Source organism: Streptomyces zhaozhouensis (assembly GCF_900230195.1).
In the GTDB taxonomy this organism is placed as follows: Bacteria; Actinomycetota; Actinomycetes; order Streptomycetales; family Streptomycetaceae; genus Streptomyces; species Streptomyces zhaozhouensis.
The window spans coordinates 101,491-128,066 of sequence record NZ_OCNE01000002.1 but is presented as its reverse complement, the minus strand read 5'-3'; the positions used below and the strand labels follow the sequence as shown (position 1 = coordinate 128,066).

General features: G+C 72.7%; 25 protein-coding genes. 8 read left to right on the top strand and 17 right to left on the bottom strand.

Annotated features, from left to right (window positions below; genetic code table 11):
• Positions 1–15: 15 nt before the first annotated feature.
• The 3 genes from CRP51_RS03765 to CRP51_RS03755 all read left to right on the top strand — a co-directional run bounded on the left by CRP51_RS03765 (position 16) and on the right by CRP51_RS03755 (position 2,549).
• Complete coding sequence (locus CRP51_RS03765) at positions 16–294, top strand: hypothetical protein (RefSeq protein ID WP_097229528.1); 279 nt, start codon at positions 16–18, stop codon at positions 292–294.
• A complete protein-coding gene (locus CRP51_RS03760) occupies positions 291–716 on the top strand; it encodes a PIN domain-containing protein (protein ID WP_097229527.1) in 426 nt (141 codons plus the stop codon). Before CRP51_RS03765 ends, CRP51_RS03760 begins: the two co-directional genes overlap by 4 nt.
• Positions 717–1,139: 423 nt before the next feature.
• Complete coding sequence (locus CRP51_RS03755; RefSeq protein ID WP_097229526.1) at positions 1,140–2,549, top strand: condensation domain-containing protein; 1,410 nt, start codon at positions 1,140–1,142, stop codon at positions 2,547–2,549.
• A gap of 342 nt (positions 2,550–2,891) precedes the next feature.
• Here CRP51_RS03755 and CRP51_RS03750 read toward each other — a convergent pair whose 3' ends face one another.
• From CRP51_RS03750 to CRP51_RS03715, 8 genes are all read right to left on the bottom strand, one after another.
• Entirely contained in the window at positions 2,892–4,040 is a 1,149-nt protein-coding gene (locus CRP51_RS03750; protein ID WP_097229525.1) for an aldose epimerase family protein, read from the bottom strand.
• Positions 4,041–4,198: 158 nt separating this feature from the next.
• A complete protein-coding gene (mmsB, locus tag CRP51_RS03745) occupies positions 4,199–5,446 on the bottom strand; it encodes a multiple monosaccharide ABC transporter permease (protein WP_245880351.1) in 1,248 nt (415 codons plus the stop codon).
• 1 nt (position 5,447) lies between these two features.
• On the bottom strand, positions 5,448–7,046 hold the full coding sequence (gene mmsA / locus CRP51_RS03740; RefSeq protein ID WP_097229524.1) for a multiple monosaccharide ABC transporter ATP-binding protein: 1,599 nt from the start codon (positions 7,044–7,046) through the stop codon (positions 5,448–5,450).
• Positions 7,047–7,071: 25 nt separating this feature from the next.
• On the bottom strand, positions 7,072–8,178 hold the full coding sequence (gene chvE, locus CRP51_RS03735; protein ID WP_097229523.1) for a multiple monosaccharide ABC transporter substrate-binding protein: 1,107 nt from the start codon (positions 8,176–8,178) through the stop codon (positions 7,072–7,074).
• A 7-nt stretch (positions 8,179–8,185) separates the two neighbouring features.
• Positions 8,186–9,250: a hypothetical protein gene (locus CRP51_RS03730; RefSeq protein ID WP_245880350.1), complete on the bottom strand. Its 1,065-nt coding sequence runs from the start codon at positions 9,248–9,250 to the stop codon at positions 8,186–8,188.
• Between the two features lie 87 nt (positions 9,251–9,337).
• A complete protein-coding gene (locus CRP51_RS03725) occupies positions 9,338–10,366 on the bottom strand; it encodes a zinc-dependent alcohol dehydrogenase (protein WP_097229522.1) in 1,029 nt (342 codons plus the stop codon).
• On the bottom strand, positions 10,363–11,535 hold the full coding sequence (locus tag CRP51_RS03720; protein WP_097229521.1) for a mandelate racemase/muconate lactonizing enzyme family protein: 1,173 nt from the start codon (positions 11,533–11,535) through the stop codon (positions 10,363–10,365). Before CRP51_RS03720 ends, CRP51_RS03725 begins: the two co-directional genes overlap by 4 nt.
• A 434-nt stretch (positions 11,536–11,969) precedes the next feature.
• Positions 11,970–13,034, bottom strand: a complete 1,065-nt coding sequence (locus tag CRP51_RS03715; RefSeq protein ID WP_097229520.1) for a bifunctional NAD(P)H-dependent oxidoreductase/GNAT family N-acetyltransferase — start codon at positions 13,032–13,034, stop codon at positions 11,970–11,972.
• A gap of 29 nt (positions 13,035–13,063) precedes the next feature.
• Here CRP51_RS03715 and CRP51_RS03710 point away from each other — a divergent pair, with 29 nt between their 5' ends.
• Complete coding sequence (locus CRP51_RS03710; protein ID WP_097229519.1) at positions 13,064–13,528, top strand: MarR family winged helix-turn-helix transcriptional regulator; 465 nt, start codon at positions 13,064–13,066, stop codon at positions 13,526–13,528.
• A gap of 30 nt (positions 13,529–13,558) precedes the next feature.
• Here the strand turns inward: CRP51_RS03710 and CRP51_RS03705 are convergent, their stop codons facing one another.
• Complete coding sequence (locus tag CRP51_RS03705; RefSeq protein ID WP_097229518.1) at positions 13,559–14,470, bottom strand: SGNH/GDSL hydrolase family protein; 912 nt, start codon at positions 14,468–14,470, stop codon at positions 13,559–13,561.
• Positions 14,471–14,744: 274 nt separating this feature from the next.
• On the opposite strand from CRP51_RS03705, the gene CRP51_RS03700 reads away from it, so the two are divergent.
• Together CRP51_RS03700 and CRP51_RS03695 are read left to right on the top strand one after the other, a co-directional pair.
• The gene (locus tag CRP51_RS03700) at positions 14,745–15,242 is read left to right on the top strand and encodes a DUF3145 domain-containing protein (protein WP_097229517.1); all 498 of its coding nucleotides are present in this window, start codon (positions 14,745–14,747) and stop codon (positions 15,240–15,242) included.
• 219 nt (positions 15,243–15,461) lie between these two features.
• Positions 15,462–16,385 carry an NAD(P)-dependent oxidoreductase gene (locus CRP51_RS03695; protein ID WP_097229516.1) on the top strand — a complete coding sequence of 308 codons (924 nt, stop codon included), beginning with the start codon at positions 15,462–15,464 and terminating at the stop codon, positions 16,383–16,385.
• Positions 16,386–16,800: 415 nt separating this feature from the next.
• On the opposite strand, the gene fabF is transcribed toward CRP51_RS03695, so the two are convergent.
• From fabF to CRP51_RS03670, 5 genes are all read right to left on the bottom strand, one after another.
• Complete coding sequence (fabF, locus tag CRP51_RS03690; protein ID WP_097229515.1) at positions 16,801–18,063, bottom strand: beta-ketoacyl-ACP synthase II; 1,263 nt, start codon at positions 18,061–18,063, stop codon at positions 16,801–16,803.
• Positions 18,064–18,154: 91 nt separating this feature from the next.
• A complete protein-coding gene (locus tag CRP51_RS03685) occupies positions 18,155–18,403 on the bottom strand; it encodes an acyl carrier protein (RefSeq protein ID WP_097229514.1) in 249 nt (82 codons plus the stop codon).
• Between the two features lie 105 nt (positions 18,404–18,508).
• Positions 18,509–19,510 carry a ketoacyl-ACP synthase III gene (locus CRP51_RS03680; protein WP_097229513.1) on the bottom strand — a complete coding sequence of 334 codons (1,002 nt, stop codon included), beginning with the start codon at positions 19,508–19,510 and terminating at the stop codon, positions 18,509–18,511.
• Between the two features lie 11 nt (positions 19,511–19,521).
• A complete protein-coding gene (locus tag CRP51_RS03675; protein WP_097229512.1) occupies positions 19,522–20,478 on the bottom strand; it encodes an ACP S-malonyltransferase in 957 nt (318 codons plus the stop codon).
• An 88-nt stretch (positions 20,479–20,566) separates the two neighbouring features.
• Complete coding sequence (locus CRP51_RS03670) at positions 20,567–21,745, bottom strand: PucR family transcriptional regulator (protein WP_245880349.1); 1,179 nt, start codon at positions 21,743–21,745, stop codon at positions 20,567–20,569.
• A 90-nt stretch (positions 21,746–21,835) separates the two neighbouring features.
• Between CRP51_RS03670 and CRP51_RS03665 the strand changes: the two genes are divergently transcribed.
• Positions 21,836–22,522 (top strand): pirin family protein, encoded by a 687-nt coding sequence (locus tag CRP51_RS03665; RefSeq protein WP_097229510.1) that lies wholly within the window; start codon positions 21,836–21,838, stop codon positions 22,520–22,522.
• Between the two features lie 74 nt (positions 22,523–22,596).
• On the opposite strand, the gene CRP51_RS03660 is transcribed toward CRP51_RS03665, so the two are convergent.
• Positions 22,597–23,409: a serine hydrolase domain-containing protein gene (locus CRP51_RS03660; protein ID WP_097229509.1), complete on the bottom strand. Its 813-nt coding sequence runs from the start codon at positions 23,407–23,409 to the stop codon at positions 22,597–22,599.
• 117 nt (positions 23,410–23,526) lie between these two features.
• Here CRP51_RS03660 and CRP51_RS03655 point away from each other — a divergent pair, with 117 nt between their 5' ends.
• A complete protein-coding gene (locus tag CRP51_RS03655) occupies positions 23,527–24,036 on the top strand; it encodes a MerR family transcriptional regulator (protein ID WP_097229508.1) in 510 nt (169 codons plus the stop codon).
• 20 nt (positions 24,037–24,056) lie between these two features.
• Here the strand turns inward: CRP51_RS03655 and CRP51_RS03650 are convergent, their stop codons facing one another.
• Positions 24,057–24,941: a DUF4429 domain-containing protein gene (locus CRP51_RS03650; protein WP_097229876.1), complete on the bottom strand. Its 885-nt coding sequence runs from the start codon at positions 24,939–24,941 to the stop codon at positions 24,057–24,059.
• Positions 24,942–25,001: 60 nt separating this feature from the next.
• Positions 25,002–26,267, bottom strand: a complete 1,266-nt coding sequence (locus CRP51_RS03645) for an alpha/beta hydrolase (protein WP_097229507.1) — start codon at positions 26,265–26,267, stop codon at positions 25,002–25,004.
• Positions 26,268–26,576: the final 309 nt, after the last annotated feature.

Below are 26,576 nucleotides of genomic sequence, written 5' to 3'. Positions count from 1 at the left end.
TGGTAGTACTGAAGTATGACCATGCGGAAGACGGCGATTTCGTTGCCGGAGGACCAGCTGATGCGGTTGAAGGCCGCCGAGGCCGCCGGGCGGATTCCCAGCGTCTCGGGGCACATCCAGGAGCTGCTGCGCCGCGAGGAGGAGACCGCCGAGGTCGACGAGACGCTGCGGCGGCTCTTCGGCGACCAGCTGCCGGGCGAGGAGCACCTGCGCTGGGCCGACCGCGTCCTGGGCATCGACGGCGTGGACGGCGTCGAAAGGGTGGACGGCGCTGAGGGGCGCGGCGCCGCGTGACGGCGCCCGACGAACCCTCGGGCGCCGCCCCCGCGATAGGCGGACGCATCCTGGACACCACGGCGCTGGTCGCCGCCGCCCAGGGCAGCCCCCACATGCGGGCCCTGCTGAGCACCGCGCACCGGCACGTCATCCCGCTGCTCGCGCCGGCCTGCTGCGTCGCCGACGCCTCCGCCGACCTGCATCCGCACGGCCGGGACGCGTTGACGGCGATACTGCGCTTCCCGCTGGTCACCTTCGCACCGCTGGACGAGGCGCACGCCGTCGGCTCCGGCATCCTGCGCTCCGCGCACCGGCCGATGACCACCACCCCGGGGCACGTGGCCTATCTGGCCGCCGCCCGCCAGTGGCCGGTGATCACCGCGACGCCCGACCCGCTGCGCACGCTCTACCCCGCGATCGACCTGGTGCTGCTGCCCTGAGCCGGGCGGCGCGCCGGCGTGGAAGCGGGCGCGCGGAACCGCGCGAGCGACCCACCACCGGCCGAGGTCGTCAACCCACCCGGGCCGCCGGGAACCGTCGTCGCCCGCGGCGACACGACACCGCGACACGACACTGCGGCACGACACCGCGACACGACACCACGGGGACACCACGTCACCGCGCCCGCGCGCGGCGAGCGTGGCCTGTCGGACGCCCCGCGGTGGCGGCACACGAGGGCCCCTCCGGCGGAGCCTCGCGTGACCGTGGGTCCTCCGGCGCGTTGGTCCCGTTACGCCATCGACCGGTGGCCCGCGCACAGGAACAGAGCCGAGGCGCGGGCGGCCGGCCCCGGCGCCAGCCGTCCGACCCCCACCCGCGCCCGCGCCACCCCTGTCCCCGGGCGTGGAAACGGAGAGCCCCCTGTGCGTATGACCGACATCGAGCGCTGCGAGATCCGTCCCGGCTACCTGGTGGAGTGGGCGCTGTCCCCGGCCACCGTCGCGGCGGCCGGGGCGGCGCCCGACGATCCGCGACCGCCGGCGCACGTGCAGGAGTTCCACCTCAGGACGGCGCGCGAGGCGCGCGACTCGGGTCTGAACGCCCCCGGTTGGCTGGGCGTCGCGTTCGACCTGCCGGGCCCGGTGGACCTGGCCGCGCTGCAACGGGCCCTGCACTGCTGGACGTCGCGGCACGAGACGTTGCGCAGCGGCTTCCGCTGGGTCGGGGACGAGCTGCGGCGCTTCACGCTGCCGGCCGAGGCGGTGGAGCTGAGCCGCGCGGACATCGGACGCTTCCGGGAGCCGACGACGCTGGTGCGCCGGCTGCGCGACCGTTTCGACGGAGCCGCCGACGCGCTGAGCTGGCCCAACTTTCTGTACACGGCCGTGGTCAGGCCCGACGGCGCGAGCCTCTATCTCGCCTTCGACCACAGCAACGTCGACGCGCACTCCCTCTACCGGCTGCCCGCCGAGCTGCACCAGCTGTACGCCGTCGAGTCGGACGCGGCGGCCGAGCCGCTGCCCTCGGTCGCCAGCTACGTCGACTTCTGCGTCACGGAGCGCGCGCACGCGGACGCGGTGGACAGCGACCACCCGCTGATCGGGCGGTGGCGCGAGTTCATCGTGCGCTCGGGCGGGGTGATGCCGACGTTCCCCGTCGACCTCGGGCTGCCGCCGGAGGGCGGGCCGCTGCCGAGGCAGCGGTTCCACTCCGAGCCGCTGGTCGACGACCGCGCGGCGACCGCGTTCGAACGGTACTGCCGGCCGCACGGCGGGGCGTTGGTCGGGGTGCTGGCGGCGACGGCGCTGATCGTGCGGGAGTTGGGAGGCGTGGAGACCTACCGCACGGTGGTGCCGTTCCACACCAGGGCGAAGTCCCGGTGGTCGGAGTCGGTCGGCTGGTATGTGGGCGGGGTGCCGATCGAGATCCCCGTGGGGCGGGCCTCGGGGTTCGACGAGACGCTGACGATGGTGCGGGCGGCGTTGCGCGCGAACCGGCCGCTGGCCGGGGTGCCGATCACGCGGGCGTTGGCGCTGCTGGGGTCGGACTTCCGCTTCGACTCACCGGACCTGTGCTCGTTCGTCTCCTACGTGGACGGGCGCGGGGCGCCGCTGTCGGAACGGTGGGACGAGCTGCGGACCTACGGGCTGGTGCGGGTCTCCTACGGCGACCGGGTGTGCGTGTGGCTGACCCGGCTGCACGAGGGGATCCAGTTCGCCGCCCGCTACCCGGAGACGGAGCCGGCGGTGCGGAACCTGCGGCTCTACCGGGAGCGGCTGCGGGAGTCGGTGCTGGCGGTGGCGCGGGAGGAACTGGCGGCGCTGGCGCGGTGACGCGGCCGGCCTTTCCGGCCGGGGTGGGTTGTCGTCCTTGCCCCGGTGGGTGGTTGCTCGCGCAGTTCCCCGCGCCCCTTGGCGGCGGTGGGCGGCTTGGGGGCGCGCGGGGAACTGCGCGAATGCTGGGTGGCGGGCCGTAGTCGACTATGGCGCTTCGTGGCTGGGTGGGTGGTCGTCCTCGGCTCGGTGGGTGGTTGCTCGCGCAGTTCCCCGCGCCCCTGTGCTGCCGGTGGGCGGTTTGGGGGCGCGGGGAACTGCGCGGTGCATTCGTGGAGGGCCGCAGTCGACCAGGGTGCCGCGCCGGCGAGGCGGGTGGTCGTCACCCGGGACCGCCGGAGGCTAACGCGTGGAGAAGGCGTAGACCGTCGTCGAGCGGTAGGTCTCGCCCGGGCGGAGGACGGTCGAGGGGAAGTCGGGCTGGTTGGGGGAGTCGGGGAAGTGCTGGGTCTCCAGGCACAGCCCGTCGCCCTGCCGGTAGGCCCGGCCGGACGTTCCGACCAGCGTGCCGTCCAGGAAGTTCCCGCTGTAGAACTGCACGCCCGGCTCCGTGGTGGAGACGGTCATCAGCCGTCCTGAGCGCCGCTCGTAGACCTGGGCGAAGCGCTCGGGGCGGCGGGTGATGCCCTTGTCCAGCACGAAGTTGTGGTCGTAGCCCTGCCCGTAGAGGATCTGCTGGTGGCTGTCCCTGATGTCCTCGCCGATGGTCTTGCCGCGGCGGAAGTCGAACGGGGTGCCGCCGACCGGGGCCAGTTCGCCGGTGGGGATCAGCACGTCGTTGACGGGGGTGTAGCGGCCGGCGGCCAGGCTGAGCTTGTGGTCGTAGACGCCGCCGCTGCCCTCGCCCGCGAGGTTGAAGTAGGTGTGGTTGGTGAGGTTGAGCACCGTGGGCGCGTCGGTGGTGGCCTCGTAGTCGATGCGGAACTCGCCCCGGTCGCCGAGCGTGTAGTCGACCCGGACGTCCAGCGTGCCCGGGTAGCCCATCTCGCCGTCCGCGCTGGAGTAGGTGAGGGTCAGCCCGGCGTCGCCGTTCGGGGTGACGTCCCAGATCCGCTTGTCGAAGCCCTGGGTACCGCCGTGCAGGCTGTTGGGCCCGTCGTTGACCGGCACCTCGTATTCGGTGCCGTCCAGGGTGAAGCGGCCGGCGGCTATCCGGTTGCCGTAGCGGCCGATCAACGCGCCCATGTAAGGCGAGTCCCCCAGGTAGGGGTCGAGTTCGCCGAAGCCCAGGGAGACGTTGACCGACTCGCCTTCGCGGTCGGGCACCTCCAGGGTCTGGACGATCCCGCCGAAGTTGAGCACCCCGAGCCGGATGTCGCCGTGCGCCAGGGTCCAGCGCTGGACCTCGGTGCCGTCCTCCAACCGGCCGAAGGGCTCGGGGCGGGGGGCCTGTCCGCCGCCGTGGCCGCCGGCCGAGGAACGGCCGGCCGCCGCGACGGTGAGGCCCGCGGCGGCGGCCGTCGCGATCACGGCTCTCCTTGAGGTGGTCATCGAAGGCTGCTCCTCTGTTGTCCCGTGGTGTCGCGTCGCTGACTGTGCCGTATTGCTTGGATTGAGATTACTTCTGTTTGAAGCTGATCGTTCCTTCGCGTCACGAGGAAGCTCGCGGGACCGCTCGCCGGAACGTGCGCCGCAAGCTCGCCGCAAGCTCAGGAACGTGCCCGACGCTTGTTCCACACGTCGAAGCCCACGGCGGCCAGCAACACCAGCCCCTTGATCACCTGTTGCACGTCCTGACTGATACCGACCAGGGACATGCCGTTGTTGAGCACGCCCAGCACCAGGCCGCCGATCACCGCGCCCAGCACCGTGCCCACGCCGCCGCTCATCGAGGCGCCGCCGATGAACGCCGCCGCGATCGCCTCCAGTTCGAAGAGGTTGCCCGCGCCCGGCGTTCCCGCGTTGAGCCGCGCCGCGAAGACGCAGCCGGCCAGCGCGGCCAGCACACCCATGTTGACGAAGACCAGCATGGTGACGCGCTTGTCCTTGACGCCGGAGAGCTGCGCCGCCGCGCGGTTGCCGCCCAGCGCGTAGATGTGCCGGCCGATCACCGCGTTGCGCATCACGAAGCCCATCGCCACCAGCAGCCCGCCCAGGATCAGCAGCACCACGGGCACGCCCCGGTAGCTCGCCAGGGTCAGGGTGAACGCCAGCACCGCCGCCACGATCGCCGCGCACTTCAGCAGGAACATCCGGAACGGCAGCACATGCAGCTCGTAGGCCAGCGCCTGCTTGCGCTGACGCCACTCCTGGAAGAGCGCCACCGCGCAGACCAGCACACCCATCAGCACGGTCAGGTTGTGGTAGTTGGTGTCCGGGCCGACCTCCGGCAGGAAGCCCTGGCTGATGTCCTGGAACCCCTCGGGGAAGGGCGAGACCGACTGGCCGTCCAGCAGGATCTGCGTCGCGCCCCGGAAGAGCAGCATCCCCGCCAGCGTCACGATGAACGAGGGGATGCCCACGTACGCGATCCAGAACCCCTGCCACGCGCCGACCACCGCGCCGATCAACAGCGAGAGGAAGAGCGCCAGTTGCCACGGCATGTCGTGGTCGACCATCATCACGGCCGCCGCGGCCCCGGTGAACGCGGCCAGCGAGCCCACCGACAGGTCGATGTGGCCGTTGATGATCACGATCATCATGCCGATGGCCAGGATCAGGATGTAGCCGTTCTGGAGCAGGATGTTGGTGACGTTGCGGGGGAGGAGCATGTCGCCCCCGCTCCACACCTGGAAGAGCCCCAGCAGCAGCACCAGGGCGATCACCATCCCGTACTGCCGCATGTTGTCGCGCAGCGCGCGGAGCGCCTGGCCCGTTAACGCGCGGGCCGTCGAGGGTCCCCGGCCGTCCCGCTCCCGGCTGTCCCCGGCGTTCTTGCCGAGGGTGGTCTGGCTCATGTCAGCCCTCTCCCGTCGCGGGCCGGCCGGTGGCGTCGACGGCGCCCACCCCGGTCCTGGTCATCAGTCGCATCAGGCCCTCCTGGGTGGCCTCGGCGCGGTCGAGCACCCCGGTCATCCGGCCGAAGGCCATGGTGGCGATCCGGTCGCAGACCCCCAGCAGCTCGGACAGCTCCGAGGAGATCACCACCACCGCCTTCCCCTGCGCGGCGAGCTGGTCGATCACGGTGTAGATCTCGGCCTTGGCCCCGACGTCGATGCCGCGCGTCGGCTCGTCGAGGATCAGCACCTGGGGTTCGGCGTTGATCCACTGGCTGAGCACGACCTTCTGCTGGTTGCCGCCGCTGAGGCGGCCGACCTGTTCGAAGACCGTCGGCGCCTTGATGTTCATCGAGCCGCGGTACCGCTCGGCGACCCGCCGTTCCCCGTGGGCGTCCACCAGCCCGTGGCGCGCCATCCGGGGGAGCGCGGCCAGCGAGATGTTGCGGCTGATGGTGTCGATCAGGTTGAGCCCGTAGGTCTTGCGGTCCTCCGTGACATAGGCGATGCCGTGGCCGACGGCCTCCGCCACCGTCCGCGTCGAGACCTCCCGGCCGTGCAGCTCGACGGTGCCCCGGACGTAGCGGCCCCAGGAACGTCCGAAGACGCTCATCGCCAACTCGGTGCGCCCGGCGCCCATCAGCCCGGCGATGCCCAGGATCTCCCCGTGCCGCACCTCGAACGAGACGGAGTCCACCACGGTCCTGGCGGTGTCCACCGGGTGCCGCACCGTCCAGTCCCGCACCGTGAGCGCGACCTGTCCGGCGCGCTCGCCGGTGTACGGGGTGCGGTCGGGGTAGAACTGGTCGAGCTCGCGGCCGACCATCCGCGTGATCAACTGCTCGTCGCTGATCGCGGCCGGCTCGCCGGCGGAGCGGCGGACCGTGAGCGTCTCGATGGAGCGCCCGTCGCGCAGCACGGTGACCGTGTCGGCGACCTGCCGGATCTCGTTGAGCTTGTGCGAGATCAGGATGCAGGAGATGCCCTGGTCGCGGAGCTCGCCGATCAGCCCGAGCAGCTTGCGGCTGTCCTCGTCGTTGAGCGCGGCCGTCGGTTCGTCGAGGATCAGCAGCTTGACCCGTTTGGCCAGCGCCTTGGCGATCTCCACCAACTGCTGCTTGCCGACGCCCAGTTCGGCGATGCGGGTGCCCGGCCGCTCGTCGAGTCCGACGCGGCGCAGCAGCCGTTCGGTCTCCACCAGCGTCGAGGACCAGCTGATCACGCCGCGCGTGGCACGCTCGTTGCCCAGGAAGATGTTCTCCGCGATGGACAACTGCGGGATGAGCGCGAGCTCCTGGTGGATGATCACGATCCCGTGCCGCTCGCTGGCACGGATGTCGCGGAACGCGCAGGGCTCCCCCTCGAAGCGGATCTCCCCGCCGTAGGTGCCGTGCGGATGGACCCCGCTGAGGACCTTCATCAGGGTCGACTTGCCGGCGCCGTTCTCGCCGCAGACGGCGTGCACCTCACCGGCGCGCACCGAGATGTCGACCCCGTCGAGGGCCCGGACGCCGGGGAAGGACTTGGTGATGCCGCGCATCTCCAGCACGTGCTGTGTCATGGCGTGCTCTCTCCTCGGTCCGCCCTCAGCCGTTCACCTGGGCCTCGGTGTAGTACTCCTCCTCGATCAGCAGCTCGTAGTTGTCCGCGTCGATGCTGACCGGTTCCAGCAGGTAGGCGGGGACGACCTTGACGCCGTTGTCGTAGCTCTCGGTGTCGTTGACCTCGGGTTCCTCGCCGGAGAGCAGCGCGTCGCCCATCGCGACGGCCAGCCGGGCCAGTTCCCTGGTGTCCTTGTAGACGGTCTGGGTCTGCTCGCCCGCGACGATCGACTTGACCGAGGCCAGCTCGGCGTCCTGGCCGGTCACCACGGGGAAGGGCCGGTCGCCGGAGCCGTAGCCGACGCTGCGGAGCGCGGAGAGCACGCCGATGGACATGCCGTCGTAGGGGGAGAGGACCGCGTCCAGCGGCTCGCCCCGGTAGTGCGCGGTGAGCAGGTCGTCCATCCGGTTCTGGGCGATGCCGCCGTCCCAGCGTTCGGTGGTGATCTCGTTCATCTCGGTCTGTCCGCTGCGGACGACGAGTTGACCGCTCTCCAGATACGGGTCGAGGACGCTCATGGCGCCCTCGAAGAAGTAACGTGTGTTGTTGTCGTCGGGCGAGCCGGCGAAGAGTTCGATGGCGAACGACTCGTCCGGGTTCTCCTCCAGCTCCAGCGCGTCCACGATGTACTGGCCCTGGAGTTCGCCGACCTTGGTGTTGTCGAAGGTGGCGTAGGAGTCGACGTGCTCCGAGTTCAGCAGCAGCCGGTCGTAGGAGACCACCGGGATACCGGCGTCGGCCGCCTGCTGGAGGACGTTTCCTAACGAGGAGCCGTCGATGGCGGCGATCACCAGCAGGTCGTGGCCCCTGGCGATCATGTTCTCGATCTGGGATATCTGGTTCTCGACGCGGTTCTCGCCGTACTGGAGGTCCGCCTCGTAGCCGGCCTCCTCGAAGAGGGAGACCACGTTGTCGCCGTCGGCGATCCACCGTTCCGACGACTTGGTGGGCATCGCGATGCCGACGGTGCCTCCCTCGGCGTCGTCGTCGCGACCACCACCCCCGCCCGAGTCCTGGCCGCAGGCGGCCAGGGGCAGGGCGAGGGCCGCGACGACGGCGAGGGTACGGGTAGCGGCTCGTGCACGAGACATGTGACGGTCACGTCCTTTCGACGGGTGACACCTCATCCGCTGTGCTGGTGCTGCCGTTCGAGGATGGGGGGTCGACGGGTGGGTGGGAAGTGGTCGGAGTGTGTTGTGTGGTTTCGAGGGGGAAGCGGCGCAGCGTTCCCGGCAGCCGGGAGCCGAGCGGCGACATGCCGCCGTCGGCGCCGATCCTGGCCAACTGGTCGAGGGCCAGCCGGCCCCGGCGGACGCGCTCCCTGGCCGAGGCGAGGGTGACGTCCCGCAGATGGGCGCCGTACGGGTAGATCGACGGCGCCTTGCTCAGGCCGAACTTGAGGTAGATCGGCGCCCCGCGCCGCACCAGCTCGGCCGTCTCGTGCATCCGGACGAACCCACCGAGGTCGTCCGGTGCCTCCAGGTAGAAGTCCAGCGGCACCCGGGTCACCCGGCGGATCTCGGCGAGGTGCTCCAGCGTCAGGTCCGACGGGATGTTGACCGAGTCGGCGCCCAGCCCCTCGTGGACCGAGACCGCGACGGGGTTGACCGGGCCGATCAGCGCGGAGACCTTGAAGGTGGTGTCGGACGGCAACTCGCCCTGCGCGCGCAGCCGGTGGAGCGTCCACAGCACGCCCTCGTCGGCGACCAGCAGGCAGCGCACGCCCAGCGCGGTCGCGCGCAGCGCGTCCTCGACGCAGCCGGCGACCGCGCGCTGGCCGCGGGCGCGCAGTCCGGCGCCGCCCGAGGTGGTGCGGGTGGCGGCGCCGATGTCCCAGGTGCCGCGGGGGCCGGTGAAGAGGCACAGCTCGACGCCGGCGGCGGCACAGCCGTCGACCATCTCGGTGATCTCGGCGTCGGTCAGCATCCACACGCCGCTGCCCTGGCTGACGCGGTGCACGGGGACGTCCAGCCTCGCGGCCTCGGAGAGCACCGTGGCCAGCGCCTCGGGACCCTCGACCGACGGTATCTCGGTGCGCCAGGAGCCGCCGTCGGGAAAGGCGTGCGGGGAGGTCTCGGACGGGAGGTCGACCGGCGGCGCGTAGCCGAGCGCGGCCAGCGCGGCGTCGCCGGGGCGGGAGGAGGGGGCGGCGGGGTCAGACACGATGCTCCAGACGTGCGGTCGTTCGGTATCTCGATCAAGGTTCGGTTGTGTGGGCGGCCACGCTGACGCCCAGGGCTCGCCGGGCCCTCACCGGGCCCCGGGCCTCAGCAGCACCTTGCCCACCTCGGGATCGCCGCTGCCGACCAGTCTCATCGCTTCCCCGAACGACGCGAGGGGAAGCTGGTGCGAGACGAGTTTCTCGGGGCGGAGCAGACCGTGGTTGAAGCAGTGCACAGCGTAGGACCAGGCCGCCGGCGGGGCGCCGAAGACGCCGTGCACGGACAGCTGGTTGACCAGCAGTTCCACCGGGTCGAGCCCCCGTGCGCCCGGTTCCGGCACGCCGGTCAGCACCACCCGGCCGCCCCGGCGGGCCAGCCGGCAGGCGTCGGCGGCCGTGCCCGGTGCTCCCGCGGTCTCCAGCACCAGGTCGAACCTCCCGCGCTCGTCGTCGAGTCGCTCCGGCGTCACCGCCCGGCTCGCGCCCAGCTCGGCGGCCAACGCCAGCGGGCGCGGCCGGGGATCGACCGCCAGCAGCTCGACGGGCGAGGAGGCGCCCAGCAGTTGGACCGCCAGCAGCCCCAGCGTGCCGCAGCCGAGCACCGCGACCCGTTCGCCGGCCCGGGGCGCGGCGCGCAGCACGGCGGCGGCGACCACGGCGGCCGGTTCGAGCAACGCGGCCGAGGTCAGGTCGACTTCGGGCGCCAGCAGATGCAACAGCCGGGCGGGCACGATCAGTTGGTCGGCGAACGCGCCCGGCTCGGTGAAGCCGGTCTCCGCGTACCCGGTGGTGCACAGCGTCGGCTCGCCCGCGCGGCAGCGCTCGCAGCGCTGGCAGGCGCGGAAGCCCTCGGCGACCGTGCCGCGCCCGAGCAGCGCCGGGTCCACGCCCTCGCCCACCGCCTCGACGGTGCCGGACCACTCGTGCCCGGGCACCACCGGGTAGCGGACGTACGCGGCCGGCCTGGTCCCGTCGAACAGCTCCCGGTCGCTGGCGCACACCCCGGCCGCGTGCACCGCCACCCGCACCTCGCCGGGGCCCGGCTCCGGCGCCGGGCCCTCGACCAGCCGGAACTCGCCGGGACGAGAGACGAGGACGCTGCGCACCGGCCGGCTCACCGGGTGCCTTCCCCGCTGCCCTCGCGCTTCTCCCAACCCTCGGCCCACAGATCGAACCTGGCCTGCTGCTGCGGGAACTCGGCCGCCGCCTCCGTGTCGAGCGAGACGCCGAGCCCCGGCTCCTCGGAGAGCGTGAAGTAGCCGTCCACCACCTGCGGCGCGCCCCTGACGACCTTCTTGATCTCCGCGTCGGCGAAGTCGTTGAAGTGCTCCAGGATCTTGAAGTTCGGTGTGCAGCCCGCCAGTTGGAGGCTGGCGGCGGTGAGGACCGAGCCGCCCACGTTGTGCGGGGCCATCAGCACGTAGTGCGTCTCGGCGGTGGCCGCCAGCTTGCGCATCTCGCCGATGCCGCCCAGATGCCCCAGGTCGGGCTGGATGATGTCGGCCGCCTGCGACTCGAACAGCTCCCGGAACTCGATCCGGTCGTGGATGCGCTCGCCGGTCGCGATCGGCAGCGTGGTCTTCTCGGCGACCTTCTTCAGCGCCTTCAGGTTCTCCGGCGGCACCGGCTCCTCCAGCCAGGAGGGGGCGAACGGCTCCAGCTCCCGTGCCAGCCGGATCGCGGTCGCCGGGCTGAACCGCCCGTGCATCTCCAGCAGCAGCTCGCGCTCGGGCCCTATCGCGTCCCGCACCGCCTCGACCAGGGAGAGGGAACGGACGGTCTCCGCGTGGTCCAGCTCGAAGCTCCCGGTGCCGAACGGGTCCAGCTTCAGCGCCAGATATCCGCGCTCCACCACGGCCTTCGCCGCCTCGTGGAACGCCTCAGGGGTCCGCTCGACGGTGTACCAGCCGTTGGCGTACGCCTTGACCCGGTTGTCCGAGGCGTCTGCCCGGCCGCCGAGCAGCTGCCAGACCGGGACGCCGAGCGCCTGCCCCTTGATGTCCCAACAGGCCATCTCCACACAGGCGATGCCGGACATCACGATCTCGCCGGCGCGCCCGTAGTCGCCGGTCTTCATCCGCCGGACCAGGTCCTCGACGGCGAACGGGTCCGAGCCGGCGACATGGTTGACCTCGGCCTCCCTGAGGTAACCCAGGAGTGCGTCGGTGTGGCCCAGCATCCGCGTCTCGCCGACGCCGGTCAGTCCTTCGTCGGTGTGGACCTGGACATAGGTGAGATTGCGCCACGGGGTACCCACGACATGGGTGCTGATACCGGTGATGCGCACGGCCTGGACCTCCGCCTGTTCGGTATTTCGTCATACGTTCGAAATGCTGAGCAGAACGTAACCACCCGGGAGTTCCGGCGTCAATGGCGCGGAGCGGTTCCCCTTCCGGGGGTTGGGGGAGACGGTGGTGCGGGCCGTCCCACACCGAGGCGAGGACGACAACCCGCCCAGCCGGCCAGGACCGCGGTCGTCTCACGCCCGGCACCCATGCACCGCGCAGTTCCCCGCGCCCCTGACGGGGCGCGACCCCGCCGACAAAGAAACCCGCACCACCCGGCGAACGCCAGCCCACACCACGCGGTCGGCGTCTTCGCCTCCGGCACGTCTTCGCCTCCGACTTGTCGACGGGGGCACCCCGGCGCGGCGGCCCGGCCGGGGTGTCGGCCCGTTCCGGCCGTTCCCTCCGCGCCACGGCGGCTGCCGGCTCCGGAGGGTCAGGCCGCGACGGCTTTGGCCAGTCCGACGACGCCGTCCTCGTGGGCGTCGGGCAGCGCGACGTAGCCCTGGCGCCGGTAGAGGGAGAGGTTGCGGTCGCTGGTGGCGCCCGTGTACAGCACGATCCGGCTGTGCCCTTCGTCGGTCGACTCGGCCTGGTTGAGCAGCCACCGGCCGACTCCGAGTCCGCGCAGGTCGGGGGCGACGGCGAGCCGCCCCACATGCAGGTCGCTCCCGGTGCGCCGGGTGCGGACCATGCCCAGGAGCCGGCCGTCGCGCCAGAGGCCGACCGCGTGCCAGTCGCCCAGCCAGTCGCGCACGTCGGCCGGCGACTCGTGGAGCGCCGGGATGTCCAGCGTGTCGTTGGCGAGGGCCTCCTCCATCCAGCAGCAGCGCTGCAACACGGTCACCTCGGGGGCGTCGTCCGGGCCGAGCCGGCGCGCGTAGGAGCCGGGGAGCGGCCCCGGTACGGCGGCCGCGTGCGCCCGCTCCCGCATCGGGGCCAGGGCGTGGGCGACCCGGACCAGCTCTGCCAGCAGGCCCTGCGCCGCGTGCACGTGGCGCGGCTCGGGGTCCAGCCGGTCCCCGCGCATCGCGTCCGCGATCCGCAGCGCCACGGTGGCCCCCAGCGGGACCAGTCGCAGGGTGGTCACGACCTGCTTGGCGTGCTGGACCGCGCGGGTGCCGGCGGAGGTGTGGCCGTAGCTGACGAAGCCCATCGGCTTCCAGGCCCACTCGGGGCTCAGGTAGTCCAGGGCGTTCTTCAACGTGGCGGGCATCCCGAAGTTGTACTCCGGCGTGACGACGACGAAGCCGTCGGCCCCGTCGACGAGCCGGCTCCAGCGGCGGGAGTGCTCGTGGTGGTGGACGCCGGTCGACGGGTGCTCCTCCTCGTCGAGGAACGGCAGGTCGAGCTCCGCGAGCGACAGGGGCACCAGGTCCACGCCGAGCTCGTCGGCGCTCGCGCCGAGCGCGTCGGTCAGCCACCTCCCGACGGCCGGGCCGAGCGCGTGGGGGCGGGTGCTGGTGACCAGGACGAGGACCCGCAGGCGTTTCGTTGTCATGGAAACGAAATTACCGGTACATTGTTTCCATGTCAACGAACGAGGGTGGCTCCCCGGTCAGCTGGCTCACGTCCGACGAGGAACGCGACTGGCGCGCGTATCTGCGCATGGTCACCGCCGTCCGCGTCCGCACCACGCGGGACCTGGCCGAACTCGGCCTGTCTGAACCGGACTACGAGGTGCTCAGCACCCTCTCCGAGCGAGAGGACGGCACCAGCACCCTGCACGAGCAGGCCACCAAGATGGGCTGGTCACGCAGCCGCCTGTCCCGGCATGCCTCCCGCATGGAGGCCCGCGCGCTCATCCGTCGCGCGCCCGACCCCGCCGACGGCCGGGGCTGTCTGCTGGTCCTCACCCCGACCGGCTGGGACACCCTCCGGGCGGCCGCGCCCTGGCATCTCGCCTCCGTGCGCCGGCATTTCGTCGACCGCCTCACCCCCGGCGAACTCGCGGCCCTCGGCCGGATCGCGCGAAAGCTCGCCGACGGCCGGTGAGACGGCCGGCGGGCGGCGGCCGGTGGCGCCCTACTCGACCGCGTCCCTCGTGACCTGCTCGTAGGCGAGCGCGGCGAGCGTCGACTGCCCCTCGCGGTTGGGGTGGAACCAGTCCCAGCTGCTGATGTGGTCCCGGGTGAAGTCGTAGTCGTGGACCGCGCCCCCGTCGTAGCGGCAGAGCGCGTCCGCCGCGCACTCCTCGGCCAGTGCCTCGTTGTACGCCCGCACCCGCTCGCTGACCTCGCCCCGGCGGGCGGTCGCCGCCTCGCCCCGCTCCTCGGCGTCCGCCAGCATCGACGGGCAGATGTTCGCCAACGTCCACACCGTCCGCGCCAGCACCGAGCCCCGGCCCTCCGACCACAGCCGCTCCAGGTCCGGCACGCTGGAGACATAGACCCCGGTCTCCGGCAGGCCCTCCCTGATCACCCCCAGCGTCTCGGCGAAGTCGGCCCGGAACTCCGCCACCGGCGTCATCTGCGAGACGTCGGTGGCGCAGGCGTCGTTGCCGCCGATCAGCACCGTCACCAGCTCCGGCTCCAGCGCCACCGCCTCGGCGGCCTGCGCCGGCAGGTCCGCCATCACCGCCCCGGACTCCGCCACGTTCCACGAGCGGTCGGCCACCGCCTCCGCGCCGAGCAGTTGGCGGGCCAGGCTGTCCACCTCGTCGTCGGTGCCCGTGGCCCACGACACCTCGGGGCAGTCGGTCAGCAGGGAGCAGGCGTCAAAGCCACGGGTGATGGAGTCACCCATCGCCGCTATGGAAGCGGGCTCGGTGTTCCACGCCGGTTCCGGATCCTCCTCGGGCTCGGCCGCCCCCGCGCCCGCGGAGGCGTCCCCCCGGTCGTCCGTGCCTCCTTCGGCGTCCTGACCGGCCGAAGTGCAGCCCAGCAGCAGCGCGGAGAGGGCCAGCGAGGCGAGCGGAACACGGAGTCGGACGTTCATGGTTACTCCCTCGGTCTCCCGCTGTTCGGGCGTGGCACCGCCATCCGGCCCAGGGGTGGCCCGGAGGGGGGCTCCTGGGGCGGTAGCTTGGTCCTGGCGCGGGCAGCGCCCGGGGTGTGTGCCACCACCAAGGCTAAGAGATGACCGCACGTCACACGCTGTCCGCTTTGCCGAGAAACGACGGTAATTGGTGCTACTGTTCGTGCGCGGTCGGGGTCACGGGTGGGGCGGCCGGAAGCGCGGCGCGGGCGCAGGTTGGGAAGTGGAGGTCCCGATGACGACACGTGGTGTTCTGTATGTGCACTCCTCCCCCCGCGCGCTCTGTCCCCATATCGAGTGGGCCGTCGCCGCCGTCCTCGGCAACAGCCGCGTCGGCCTCGACTGGACCAGACAGCCCGCCTCCCCCGGGACCTGGCGCGCCGAGCTCTCCTGGCAGGGCGAGGCGGCCACCGCCTCCCAGCTCGCCTCCGCGCTGCGCGGTTCGCACCTGCTGCGTTACGAGGTCACCGCGGACCCGGGCCCCGGTGCCGACGGGGAGCGCTACAGCTGCACCCCGGACCTCGGCATCTACCACGCCGTCACCGGGCCGCACGGCGACATCATGATCCGGGAGAACCAACTGCGCGCCGCCGCGGCCAGGGCCGCCGCCGGCGAGAGCGACCTCCAGGCGGAGGTCGCCCGCCTGCTGGGCAAGCCCTGGGACGACGAGCTGGAGCCGTTCCGCCACGCGGGCGAGGGCGCGCCCGTGCGCTGGCTGCACCAGGTCGTCTGAACCCACCGCGACAGCGGTCGGTCGAGTGGTCAGGTGTGTGGTCAGTCGAGTGGTCAGGTGCGTGGTCAGTCCACTGGTTGGTTAAGTGGTCAGGTGCGTGGTCAGACGACTGGTCAACGGGGCGCGTCCGGCGTGGGGTTGAGCCCGGCCGGGCGGGGGTCCGCGCGGGGGCGCGTGCTGATCCGACGAGTCGGGGCGGACAGGCTCTAGCGTTCGGCCATGACCGACAGTTCAGCTCAGCCCTCCGCCCCCGCCACCCCTTCCGCCCCCTCCTCCACCGAAGCCACCTCGGTCGCCGTCCTCGGCACCGGCATCATGGGCGCCGCGATGGCGCGCAACCTCTGCCGCGCCGACCTCGACGTGCGCGTCTGGAACCGCACCCGGGCCAAGGCCGAGCCGCTGGTCGAGCACGGCGTGCGGGTCGCCGCCACCCCGGCAGAGGCGGTCGCCGGGGCCGGCGTCGTCCTCACCGTGCTGCACGACGGCGAGGCCGCGGCGGAGGCGATCGCCCAGGCGGCCGGCGCGTTCGCGCCCGACACCGTCTGGCTCCAGTGCTCGACCGCCGGGCTCGACGGGTTGGACCGGCTCGTCGCCCTCGCCGACGAGCACGGGCTGACCCTCGTCGACGCGCCCGTCCTCGGCACGCGCCAGCCCGCCGAGGCCGGAATGCTGACCGTGCTGGCCGCCGGGCCCGAGGAGACCAGGGGCCGCCTCGCGCCCGTGCTGGCGGCGGTCGGCAGCCGCACGCTGTGGCTCGGCACCGTTCCCGGGGCGGCGACCCGGCTCAAACTCGTCTGCAACAGCTGGGTGTTGGCCGTCACCCATGGCACGGCGGAGGCAATGGCGCTCGCCCACGGCCTCGGCGTCGACTCCGCCGACTTTCTGGAGGCCGTCGCCGGCGGGCCGCTGGACCTCGGCTATCTGCGGACCAAGGCGGCCGCGATCGAGGCGGGCGACCTGCCGGCGAGCTTCGCCGTCGACACGGCGCGGAAGGACGCCCGGCTGATCGTCGAGGCCGGCGAACGGGCCGGCGTCCGCCTGGACGTGGCGGCCGCCGGGCTGGACCGCCTGGACCGCGCGTCGGCGCAGGGGCACGGTGACCGGGACATGGCGGCGTCGTACTACGCGAGCTTCGACGCGTAGCCGCGGGCCGCGGGCCGCTGGCCGCGGGGCCGTCTGGCGACAGCGGTGTCGGACGGTCGCGGGGGGTGGTCGTGCTTGGCCCGGTGGGTGGTTGCTCGCGCAGTTCCCCGCGCCCCTTTTCTGCCGGTGGGCGGTTTGGGGTGCGGGGAACCGCGCGAATGCTGGGTGGCGGGCCGTCTGGCGAGAGCGGTGCCGGACGGTTGCGGGGGGTGGTTGCTCGCGCGGTTCCCCGCGCCCCTTTTCTGCCGGTGGGCGGTTTGGGGTGCGGGGAACCGCGCGAATGCTGGGTGGCGGGCCGTCTGGCGAGAGCGGTGCCGGACGGTTGCGGGGGGTGGTTGCTCGCGCGGTTCCCCGCGCCCCTTTTCTGCCGGTGGGCGGTTTGGGGTGCGGGGAACCGGGCCGCTGTCGTCGGAGGTCAGACCGTGCGCATCGCGAGCACCACGTTGTGCCCGCCGAAGCCGAACGAGTCGCTGAGCGCGGCGATGGTGCCGCTGGGCAGTTCCCTCGGCTTGCCGATGACGATGTCCGCGTCCACCTCGGGGTCGAGGTGGTCCACGTTGATCGTCGGCGGCGCCGTCCTGTGGTGGAGCGCCAGGGCGGTGGCCACGGTGGCCACCCCGCCGGCGCCGCCCAGCAGGTGGCCCGTCATCGACTTGGTCGCCGAGATGGCCATCTGGTCCAGGTTGTCGCCGAACACCTCGCGCAGCGCCTTCAGCTCGGCCAGGTCGCCCTGCGGGGTCGAGGTGGCGTGCGCGTTGACGTGGGCCAGTTGCTCCGGCTTGAGGTCCGTGTTCTCCAGCAGGTGCCGCATCGCCACGGCGATGCCCCGGCCCGTCGGCTCCGGCTGAGCGATGTGGTGGGCGTCGGCCGAGAGGCCCTGGCCCAGGATCTCGCAGTAGACCCGCGCGCCGCGCCGCGCCGCGTGGTCGGCGGACTCCAGCACCACCAGGCCGGCGCCCTCGCCGAGCACGAAACCGTTGCGGTCCGTGTCGAACGGGCGGGAGGCCGTCGCGGGGGAGTCGTTGTTCTTGGACATCGCCATCATGTTGGCGAAGGCCGCGATCGGCAGCGGGTGCACGCACGCCTCGGTGCCGCCGGCCAGCACGATGTCGGCGCGGCCGGTGCGGATCATCTCCACCGCGTAGCCCACCGCCTCGGCGCCGGAGGCGCAGGCGCTCACCGGGGTGTGCGAGCCGGCGCGCGCGCCCACGTCCAGACTGACGTTCGCGGACGGGCTGTTGGGCATGAGCATGGGAACGGTGTGCGGCGAGACCTTCCGCGCACCCTTCTCCTTGAGCACGTCGTACTGGTCCATCAGCGTGGTCACACCACCGATGCCGGAGGCCAGCACCACGCCCAGCCGGTCGGGGTCGACCGGCGCGTCCTCGCCGGCCCTGCCCTGGAAACCGGCGTCGGCCCACGCCTCTCTGGCCGCGATCAGCCCGAACTGGGCGGAACGGTCCAGCTTGCGGGCCTGCGGCCGGGGCAGGATCTCGGTCGGTTCGACCGCGGCCGTGGCGGCGAAGGTGACCGGCAGCTCGGCCGCCCACTCCTGGGTCAACGACCGCGCGCCGGACTCACCGGCGAGCATGGCCTCCCAGGTGGTCGCGCTGTCGCCACCCAGCGGTGTGGTTGCGCCGACTCCGGTGACAACCACCGCGCGATTGGTCGCGTTCACAGTTCTCTTACTCCGCTAGATCGGGGATGGTGCCGCTGCCACCCCGCGAGAGGGTGGCGAACAGCGCGTGTGCCGAGGGCGCTGGCGCCCGTCAGCTCTGGTGGGCGGCGATGTAGTCGACCGCGTCGCCCACGGTCTTGAGGCCCTTGACGTCGTCGTCCGGGATCTTGACGCCGAAGCGCTCCTCGGCGGCGACGACCACCTCGACCATGGACAGCGAGTCGACGTCGAGGTCGTCGGTGAACGACTTCTCCTCGGTCACCTCGTCGTTGGGGATACCGGCGATCTCGTTCACGATCTCGGCGAGACCGGCGATGATCTCTTCCCGGCTGGCAGCCATGACGGCGCTCCTTCGTGTGCTGCGGTGGGGTACCGCGTGGTTGGTGGTCCGTGGGGACCGTCGGACGGACCCGTCAAGCGGTGGGTCCTCGTTCTCCGGTCCTCGCTAGGGGAGGGTAACGACCGTGGCCGCGTACACCAGCCCCGCCCCGAAGCCGATGACGAGCGCGGTGTCGCCGCTTCTCGCCTGACCGGTCTCCAGCATCCGCTCCATCGCGAGGGGGATGGAGGCGGCAGAGGTGTTGCCCGAGAACTCGACGTCCCGGGCCACCGCCACGTGCTCGGGCAACTTGAGCGTCTTCACCATCGAGTCGATGATCCGCATGTTGGCCTGGTGCGGAATGAAGACGTCCAGGTCCTGAGCGGTGATCCCGGCGGCGTCCAGCGCCTGTTGGGCCACCTTGGCCATCTCGAAGACCGCCCAGCGGAAGACCGTCTGGCCCTCCTGCCGCAGCGCGGGGAACTTGTCCCCCGGCTGGTACTCGTCCCAGGGCACCGTCTGCCGGATGACCTGGGACTTGTCGCCCTCGGAGCCCCAGACCGTCGGCCCGAGCGCCGGCGCCTGCGCCGGGCCGAGCACCACGGCGCCGGCCCCGTCGGCGAAGAGGAACGCGGTGGAACGGTCGGTGCGGTCCGTCAGGTCCGACAGCCGCTCCACGCCGATCACCAGCACGTGGCCGGCGCTGCCGTCCACGATCAGGCCCTTGCCGATGGTCAGTCCGTAGCCGAAACCGGCGCAGGCCGCCGAGATGTCGAACGCCGCCGCCTTGTCGGTGCCCAGGCGGTGCGCGATCTCCGTGGCGATCGCCGGGGTCTGCGAGAAGTGCGAGACCGTCGAGACCACCACCGCCTCGATCTGCTCGGCGGTGATCCCGGCGCTGGCGATCGCCTTGCCCGCGGCGGCGAGCGCCATCTCGGCGACCGTCTCGTCCGGGTCGGCCCAGTGCCGGGTCACGATCCCGGAACGTGACCTGATCCACTCGTCCGAGGAGTCGATGTGCCGCAGGATCTCCTCGTTCGGCACCACGCGGGATGGCCGATAGCCACCGACGCCGGCCAGCCGCGCGAACGGCGCGCCTCGGCTGGCCCTGAGTGAGGCGGGGGGCATGTCCGGACTCCTTATTCGGCTGGTTCGGGGGACTTGTGCGCGTGCTCGGCTATGAGCGTGCGGGCCGACTCCAGCTGGTCGGGGCGCTTGATGGCGACCCGCGCCACGCCCGGGAGGTTTCTGCGGGCCAGGCTGGCCAGGGTGCCGCCGGGCAGCAGCTCGACCAGTCCCGTGACGCCCAACTCGCTGAACGTGTCCACGCACAGGTCCCAGCGGACCGGGCTGGAGACCTGCGCCACCAGGCGGCGCACCACCTCCGCGCCCTCGCCGACGACGGCACCGTCGGCGTTGGAGACGAACGGCACCCGGGGGTCGGCCGGGGTGAGCCCGGCGGCGGCCTCCTCCATCTCGGCGACGGCGGGGGCCATGTAGGTCGTGTGGAAGGCGCCGGCCACCTTCAGCGGCATCACGCGCGCGCCCTCCGGCTTGTCCTCGGCGAGGGCGGCCAACTGCTCCACGGTGCCGGCGGCGACGAGCTGCCCGCCGCCGTTGTTGTTCGCCGCGACCAGGCCCAGCCCGGCCAGCTTCGCCTCGACATCGGCCGGGTCGCCGCCGAGCACGGCGGACATCCCGGTCTCGGTCACGGCGGCGGCCTTGGCCATCGCGCTCGCCCTGCGGGCCACCAGCGCCATCGCCTCGTGCTCGGAGATCACCCCGCTGATCGCGGCGGCCGGCAGCTCCCCCACGCTGTGGCCGGCGATCGCGTCGAGACACTCGGCCGGCTCCGGCACCGCGTCGTCGCCGAAGAGGGCGGCGGCGGACAGCAACGCGCCGGCCACCAGCAGCGGCTGCGCCACGGCCGTGTCCCGGATCGCGTCGGCGTCGGCCTCGGTCCCGTAGTGGACCAGGTCGACGCCCGCGATCTCGGACCACTCGCCGAGGCGGTCGGCCACACCAGGAAGTTCGAGCCACGGTTGCAGGAAGCCAGGGGCCTGGGAGCCCTGGCCGGGGGCTACGAGTACGAGCACCTTCTCACTCTCTCCCGGGTGAGGGGTTCGCCACCGGTGGTGGCGAGAACCAAGAACGGTCGTCGGAATTGTAGAGAGCCTCCAACTGTCAGGAGGTCGCATCTCCGTCGGCGAGACGCCCGAGCATCAGGGCGACGCGCAGTGTGAAGGCCGAGCGGACGTCTGAAGGAGGCCACCCGGTGACATCAGTCACACGTCTGAGGCGGTAGCGAACGGTGTTGGGATGTACAAACAACATTCTGGCGGCACCCTCCAGACTGCTCGCCTGCTCCAGATAGACACTCAGCGTCTCCAACAGCGCCGACCCCGCCTGCTGAAGCGGTCTGTAGATCTCCTCCACCAGCAGGGTCCGGGCCGCCGGATCGCCCGCCATCGCGCGCTCCGGCAGCAGGTCGTCGGCGAGCACGGGACGCGGCGCGTCGGGCCACGCCGCGCACGCCCGCAGCCCGGCCGCCGCCGCGCTCGCCGAACGCGTCGCCGACAGCAGGTCCCCGACGACGGGCCCGGCCACCACGGGCCCGGCGGCGAACGGCCCGATCAGCGCCCTGGCCACCTGCAACGGGTCGTCGCTGCCGCCGGCGATCACCACCAGCCGCTTGCCCAGCACCCCCGTCAGCACCTGGATCTTCGCGTAGCGGGCGGCCCTGCGGATGGCCTCCACCGTCAACTCGCTGTCCCCGTTGGGTGCGCTGCCCAGCACCACCACCACGTGCTCCGGCGTCCGCCAGCCGAGCGCGGCGGCGCGCGACACGTCGCCCTCGTCCGCCTCGCCGGAGACCACCGCGTTGACCACCAGCGACTCCAGCCGCGCGTCCCAGGCGCCCCGCGCCTCCGCGGCCTGGGCGTAGACCTGGGCGGTGGCGAACGCGATCTCCCGCGCGTACACCAGCAGCGCGTTGCGCAGCGCCGCCTCGCTGCCGGGCGGCGCCAGTTCGTCCACCGCGGCCTCCACCACCTCGATGGTGGTGCGGACCATCTCCACGGTCTGCCGCAGCGTGACCGCCCTGGTCAGCTCGCGCGGGGCGGTGCCGAAGACATCGGTGCTGATCGCCTGCGGCGCGTCCGGATGCCGGAACCACTCGGTGAAGGCGGCGATGCCCGCCTGCGCCACCAGTCCGATCCAGGAACGGTTCTCCGGGGGCATGGCGCGATACCACGGCAACTGCTGGTCCATCCGCGCGATCGCGGCGGCGGCCAGCTTGCCCGAGGACTGTTCGAGACGGCGAACGGTGGCGGCGTGGGACTTCTTCGCATCGGCATCGGACACGGGGACCAGCCTGCCTCATTTCCTCGCCGTCCATGCCCCGGGGGTCGCAACGCACCCCGGCCTCCCCACGCGGGGCGCTACCGTGGCCCGATGCCACCCACCCCGCCACGCGTGCTCCGCGCCGCCGACCGCTACGCCGGCGGCGACCCCGCGACCGGCGTCGACACCCGGCACGCCTTCTCGTTCGGCTCGTTCTACGACCCGGACAACGTGCGCTGGGGCCAGTTGACCGCCTGCAACGAGGAACGCCTGGCCCCCGGCGCGGGGTTCCCCGCCCATCCGCACCGGGACGTGGAGATCGTCAGCTGGGTCGTCGAGGGCGAGTTGACGCACGAGGACGCCGACGGCGTCAGGACCGTGATCCGCCCCGGCGACCTGCAACGGCTGACCGCCGGCTCCGGCGTCGTGCACAGCGAACACAACGAGGGCGGGAGCCCGCTGCGGTTCGCGCAGATGTGGCTGGTCGCGGACCGGCCCGGCGGCGCGCCGGAGTACGAGGTGGTGCGGGGGCTCGCCCCCGACGCCCCCTACGCGCTGCCCCGCACGGCGGCGACGCTGCGGCTGCTGCGTGGTGACGCGGAGCTGACGGCGGGGGACGGTGAGCTGCTGCATCTGCAACTGATGCGGGGGAGTGGCGAGTTGGGCGGCGAGAAGCTGTTCGCCGGGGACAGCGTGCGGCTGTCCGCCGGGACGCCGGCGCTCGCGCTGCGAGCGGGGGAGCAGGGTCTTGAGGCCCTGCTCTGGTCGCTCAGGGAAGCGGCCGACCCCCGACCTTGAGCCAACGCCCGCCCGCCACCGGGCGAGGGCGACCGGCCACCCGGCCGGGACCGTGGCCGCCCGCGGCCCGGCGGTCAGCCCAGTTCGGCCAGGATCGCGTCGGTGTAGGCCGGCCAGACCTCCGCCGCCCACGGGCCGAAGGCGCGGTCGGTGAGGGTGACGCAGGCCGCGCCCGCGTCCGGGTCCACCCACAGGAACGTGCCGGACTGGCCGAAGTGGCCGAAGGTGCGCGGTGAGGAGCGCGCGCCCGTCCAGTGCGGGGACTTGTGGTCGCGCAGCGAGAACCCGAGGCCCCAGTCGTTGGGCCGCTGGTGGCCGTAGCCGGGCAGCACGCCGCTCAGGCCCGGGAAGACCACGGACGTCGCCTCGTCCAGCGTCTCCGGCGCCAGCAGCCGGGGGCTCTGCAACTCGGCGGCGAACCGCAGCAGGTCGTCGGCCGAGGAGAGGCCGTCCTTGGCGGGGGAGCCGGGGATCTCGGTGGCGGTCATGCCGAGCGGTTCGCACAGCGCCTGGCGCAGATACTCGGCGAACGGCATCCCGGCGGCCTTGGCGAGATGGTCGGCCAGCACGTCGAAGCCGGCGTTCGAGTACAGCCGGCGTTCGCCGGGCGGGGCCATCACCTTGGGCTCGTCGAAGGCGAGCCCGGAGGCGTGGGCCAGCAGGTGGCGGACGGTGGAGCCCTCGGGACCCGCCGGTTCGTCCAGCTCGATCGCGCCCTCCTCGACGGCGATCAGCGCCGCGTAGGCGGCCAGCGGCTTGGTGACGGAGGCCAGCGCGAAGACCCTGTCCGTCGGGCCGCGCCGACCGAGGATCGCGCCGTCGCTCCTGACCACCCCGGTGGCCACGGTCTCGACCGGCCACTCGTCCACCATCGCAAGGCTTCGCATACGACCGAGCGTAACGTTCGCCCCACCGCCCCCGGCCGTCCGGTCCCCTCCCGCTGAGGCGCCCCACGCGACCGTCGCTCTTGCCTGGAGTCCACTCCAGCGTTCTAGCGTGGACGCATGACCGTGACCCACGCAGAGCCGGAAGCCGAGACCCGAGCGGACGCCCGAGCCGATGGGGAAGCCGAGACCGTCGATCTCTGCGCCTCGGTGGACCGGCCGTTCCCCCAGCCGACCGGGCGGGACCGCTACACGATCAGCGAGGTCGCCCGCCACACCGGCCTGTCCGTGCACACGCTGCGCTGGTACGAGCGCATCGGGCTGATGCCGCACGTGGACCGTTCGCACACGGGGCAACGTCGCTACCGCAACCACGACCTGGAGTGGCTGGCGTTCGTGGGGAAGCTCCGGCTGACGGGGATGGCCGTCGCGGACATGGTGCGCTACGCGGACCTGGTGCGGGAGGGGGACCACACCTACCCGGAGCGGCTGGCGCTGCTGGTCGCGACGCGCGAGGACGTGGTGCGGCGGGTGGCCGAGCTCCAGAGCACGCTCTCGGTGCTGGACTTCAAGATCGGGATCTACGGGGAGACGCCGCCGGCGGCCGGCGGGGAGGAACTACCCGCGTAGCCGGCCTTCCGCGCGGGGCCTCACAGCTCGGCCAGCAGCTCCCGCTTCTTCGCCGTGAACTCCTCGTCGGTGACCAGGCCCGAGTCGCGCAGCTCGCCGAGGTGGCGGATGCGGTCGGCTATGTCGCCGGGGGCCGCGCGGCGCTTGCCGGCGCCCCGGTCGACGGGCCCGCGGTCGTCCGGTTCGCTGGCCCTGACCGCCTCCAGCACGGCCGCGGCCAGCGGCAGCGACTCGTGGACCAGCCCGTAGCCGGGGCCGAAGACGACCGAGGCCGGGTCCTGGTCGACCTCGCCGCGGTCCACCCGCTCCGGCTCTCCGTCGGCGCCGCGACGCAGCAGCCGCAGATGGCCGCCCGTGGTCTCGGGAGAGCTCCACTCGACGCCCGCCAGCTCGCTGACGGGGAAGCTCTGGTCGCCCGCCTTCCACTTGGCCGACGAGGCGCCCGTCCAGAACCAGCGGAAGCCGACGATCTTGCCGTCGAAGGAGACCTTGCCGTCGTACGCCTTGAACTGGAGCGGCGCCGAGGGCGCCGCCACCAGGTGCCGGTCGGCCTCCTCGCCGGCCTCGGGCCCGAGCGCGGCGCGCAGCTCGCCCGCGTAGTACGACGCCAGCGACTCCCGTTCGGCCGGCAGCACCAGCCGGTACGGGTCAGCGGCGGGCCGCAGCTGCCCGGCCGCCGCCTCGACCAGCGGGTCGGCACCGGGGCGCGGCAACGCGTGCAGCACCACCGTGCCCTTGCGGGACCCGGGGGCCAGCTCGACCGAGCTCAACGCCTCGTACGGGATGCGTCGTTCGCCCAGCGCCTGGAAGAGCTTCGGCGTGCGTATCCCCCGTTCGAAGCGGATGAGCACGGAGTCGGTGTCGAACTCCCAAGTGGAGTGGATTCCGGCCAGCACATCACCCATGCGGGTCATCGTAAGGGGCGCCGACGGCGAAAGGGCTTCCCCCGGATGGGTGTGTTCGCGTCACCCTCGCGGGCCGGTTTCCGTAGTCCCGCGGCACGTTTCGCGCGCTCCGCAGTCGTCCGCCTGCGGAGCGCAACCGCCGGGCGCGGGCTCGCCGTTGCCGACCAGGGCAAGGTTGCGCAGGCTGGCCGAGCCGGGGAGGAAGTAGCCGTCGTGGCCGCCCCCGTCGCTGGGCAGCGGGAGGGCGCCGAAGTCGGGCGAGGCCGGGTCGTCGCCGTGGCCGAGCGGGCCCAGGGAGACGTGGGGCACCCCCTCGATCCAGTCGTCCTCGGCGCGCATCGCCCAGACCCGGGCGGAGGTGCCCAGGTCGGCGGCGTGTGCGGCGTGCATCCCGGGGCTGCCGGTGACGGCGATGTCGGTGACCCGGCGGGGCAGCTCGTCCGCGGCCAGGCCGCAGACCACGGAGCCGTAGGAGTGGCAGAAGAGCGCCACCTCCGCGTCGCCCGGCAGCCCGCGCACCGTGTCGAGCAGCCGCCGCGCGCCCTCCTCGGCGCTGCCGGAGGTGGCGGCCGACATGGTCAGTCCGCGCGGCGCCTCGTAGCCGGCCCACGCGATGGTCGCGGTGCGTGTGCCGGGGGCGCGCGCCTCCTCCTCGTCGTGCAGCGCCCGCGCCATCCCGGCGGGTGCCGCCCAACGGCCCTCGGTGCGCTCGAAGGTCAGCAGCTCGGTGTCGACGCCCGGTACCACGAGGGAGACCCGTTCCGCCTCGGTCAGGTCGCCCAGGACCTCGGCGACCCGGCCGCGCCCCGACGGGTCGAAGGCGAGGATCTGCCGCCCGTCCTCCAGCAGCGACTCCAGCCGGTGCGTCCGCCGCCGCGCCTCGCGCCGGCCGTCGTCGGAGAGTCCGTCGTCGGTGGCGCGGCGCGCCTCGGCGGTCGCGGCGTCCTCCACGGCCAGCCGGTTGGCCTCGTACCGCAGGGGAACGGGCGCGCCCGGCAGGTTGCCCACCACCAGTGGGTAGCGCTCGGCCAGCTCCCGGGCGCGGCCCGGGGCGAGCGCGGCGAAGAAGGCGGCGACCCGCTCGGCCGACGCCTCGGGCCCCGGCAGCCGCTGGCCGGCGAGGGACACCTGGGACCACTGCGCCAGTTGGCGTTCGAACGGGCCCGGCTCGGCCGCCCGCGCGTTCACCAGCCAGCCGGCGGCGACCAGTACGGCGAACGTCACGGCGAGCACCAGCACGATCCGCCGCAGCGGGCGCGCGGTGCGCGGACCGCCCGCGGCGACGACGGCGGGGGCGAGGTATGGCGAAGCGAGCGAATGCGACATCGCGCCCCAGCGTACGGCGCGCGTGCGACCTCGCCGGTCGGGGTGGGGGTCGTCCTCGGGCCGGTGGGTGGTTGCTCGCGCCGTTCCCCGCGCCCCTTTTGGGCCGGTGGGCGGTTTGGGGGCGCGGGGAACTGCGCGGTGCATGTGTGGCGGGGCGCGGTCGACTACGGAGCTTCGTGGCCGGGTGGGTGGTCGTCCGCGCCCCGGTGGGTGGTTGTTCGCGCCGTTCCCCGCGCCCCTTTTCGGCCGGTGGGCGGTTTGGGGGCGCGGGGAACTGCGCGGTGCATGTGTGGCGGGGCGTCTGTCGAC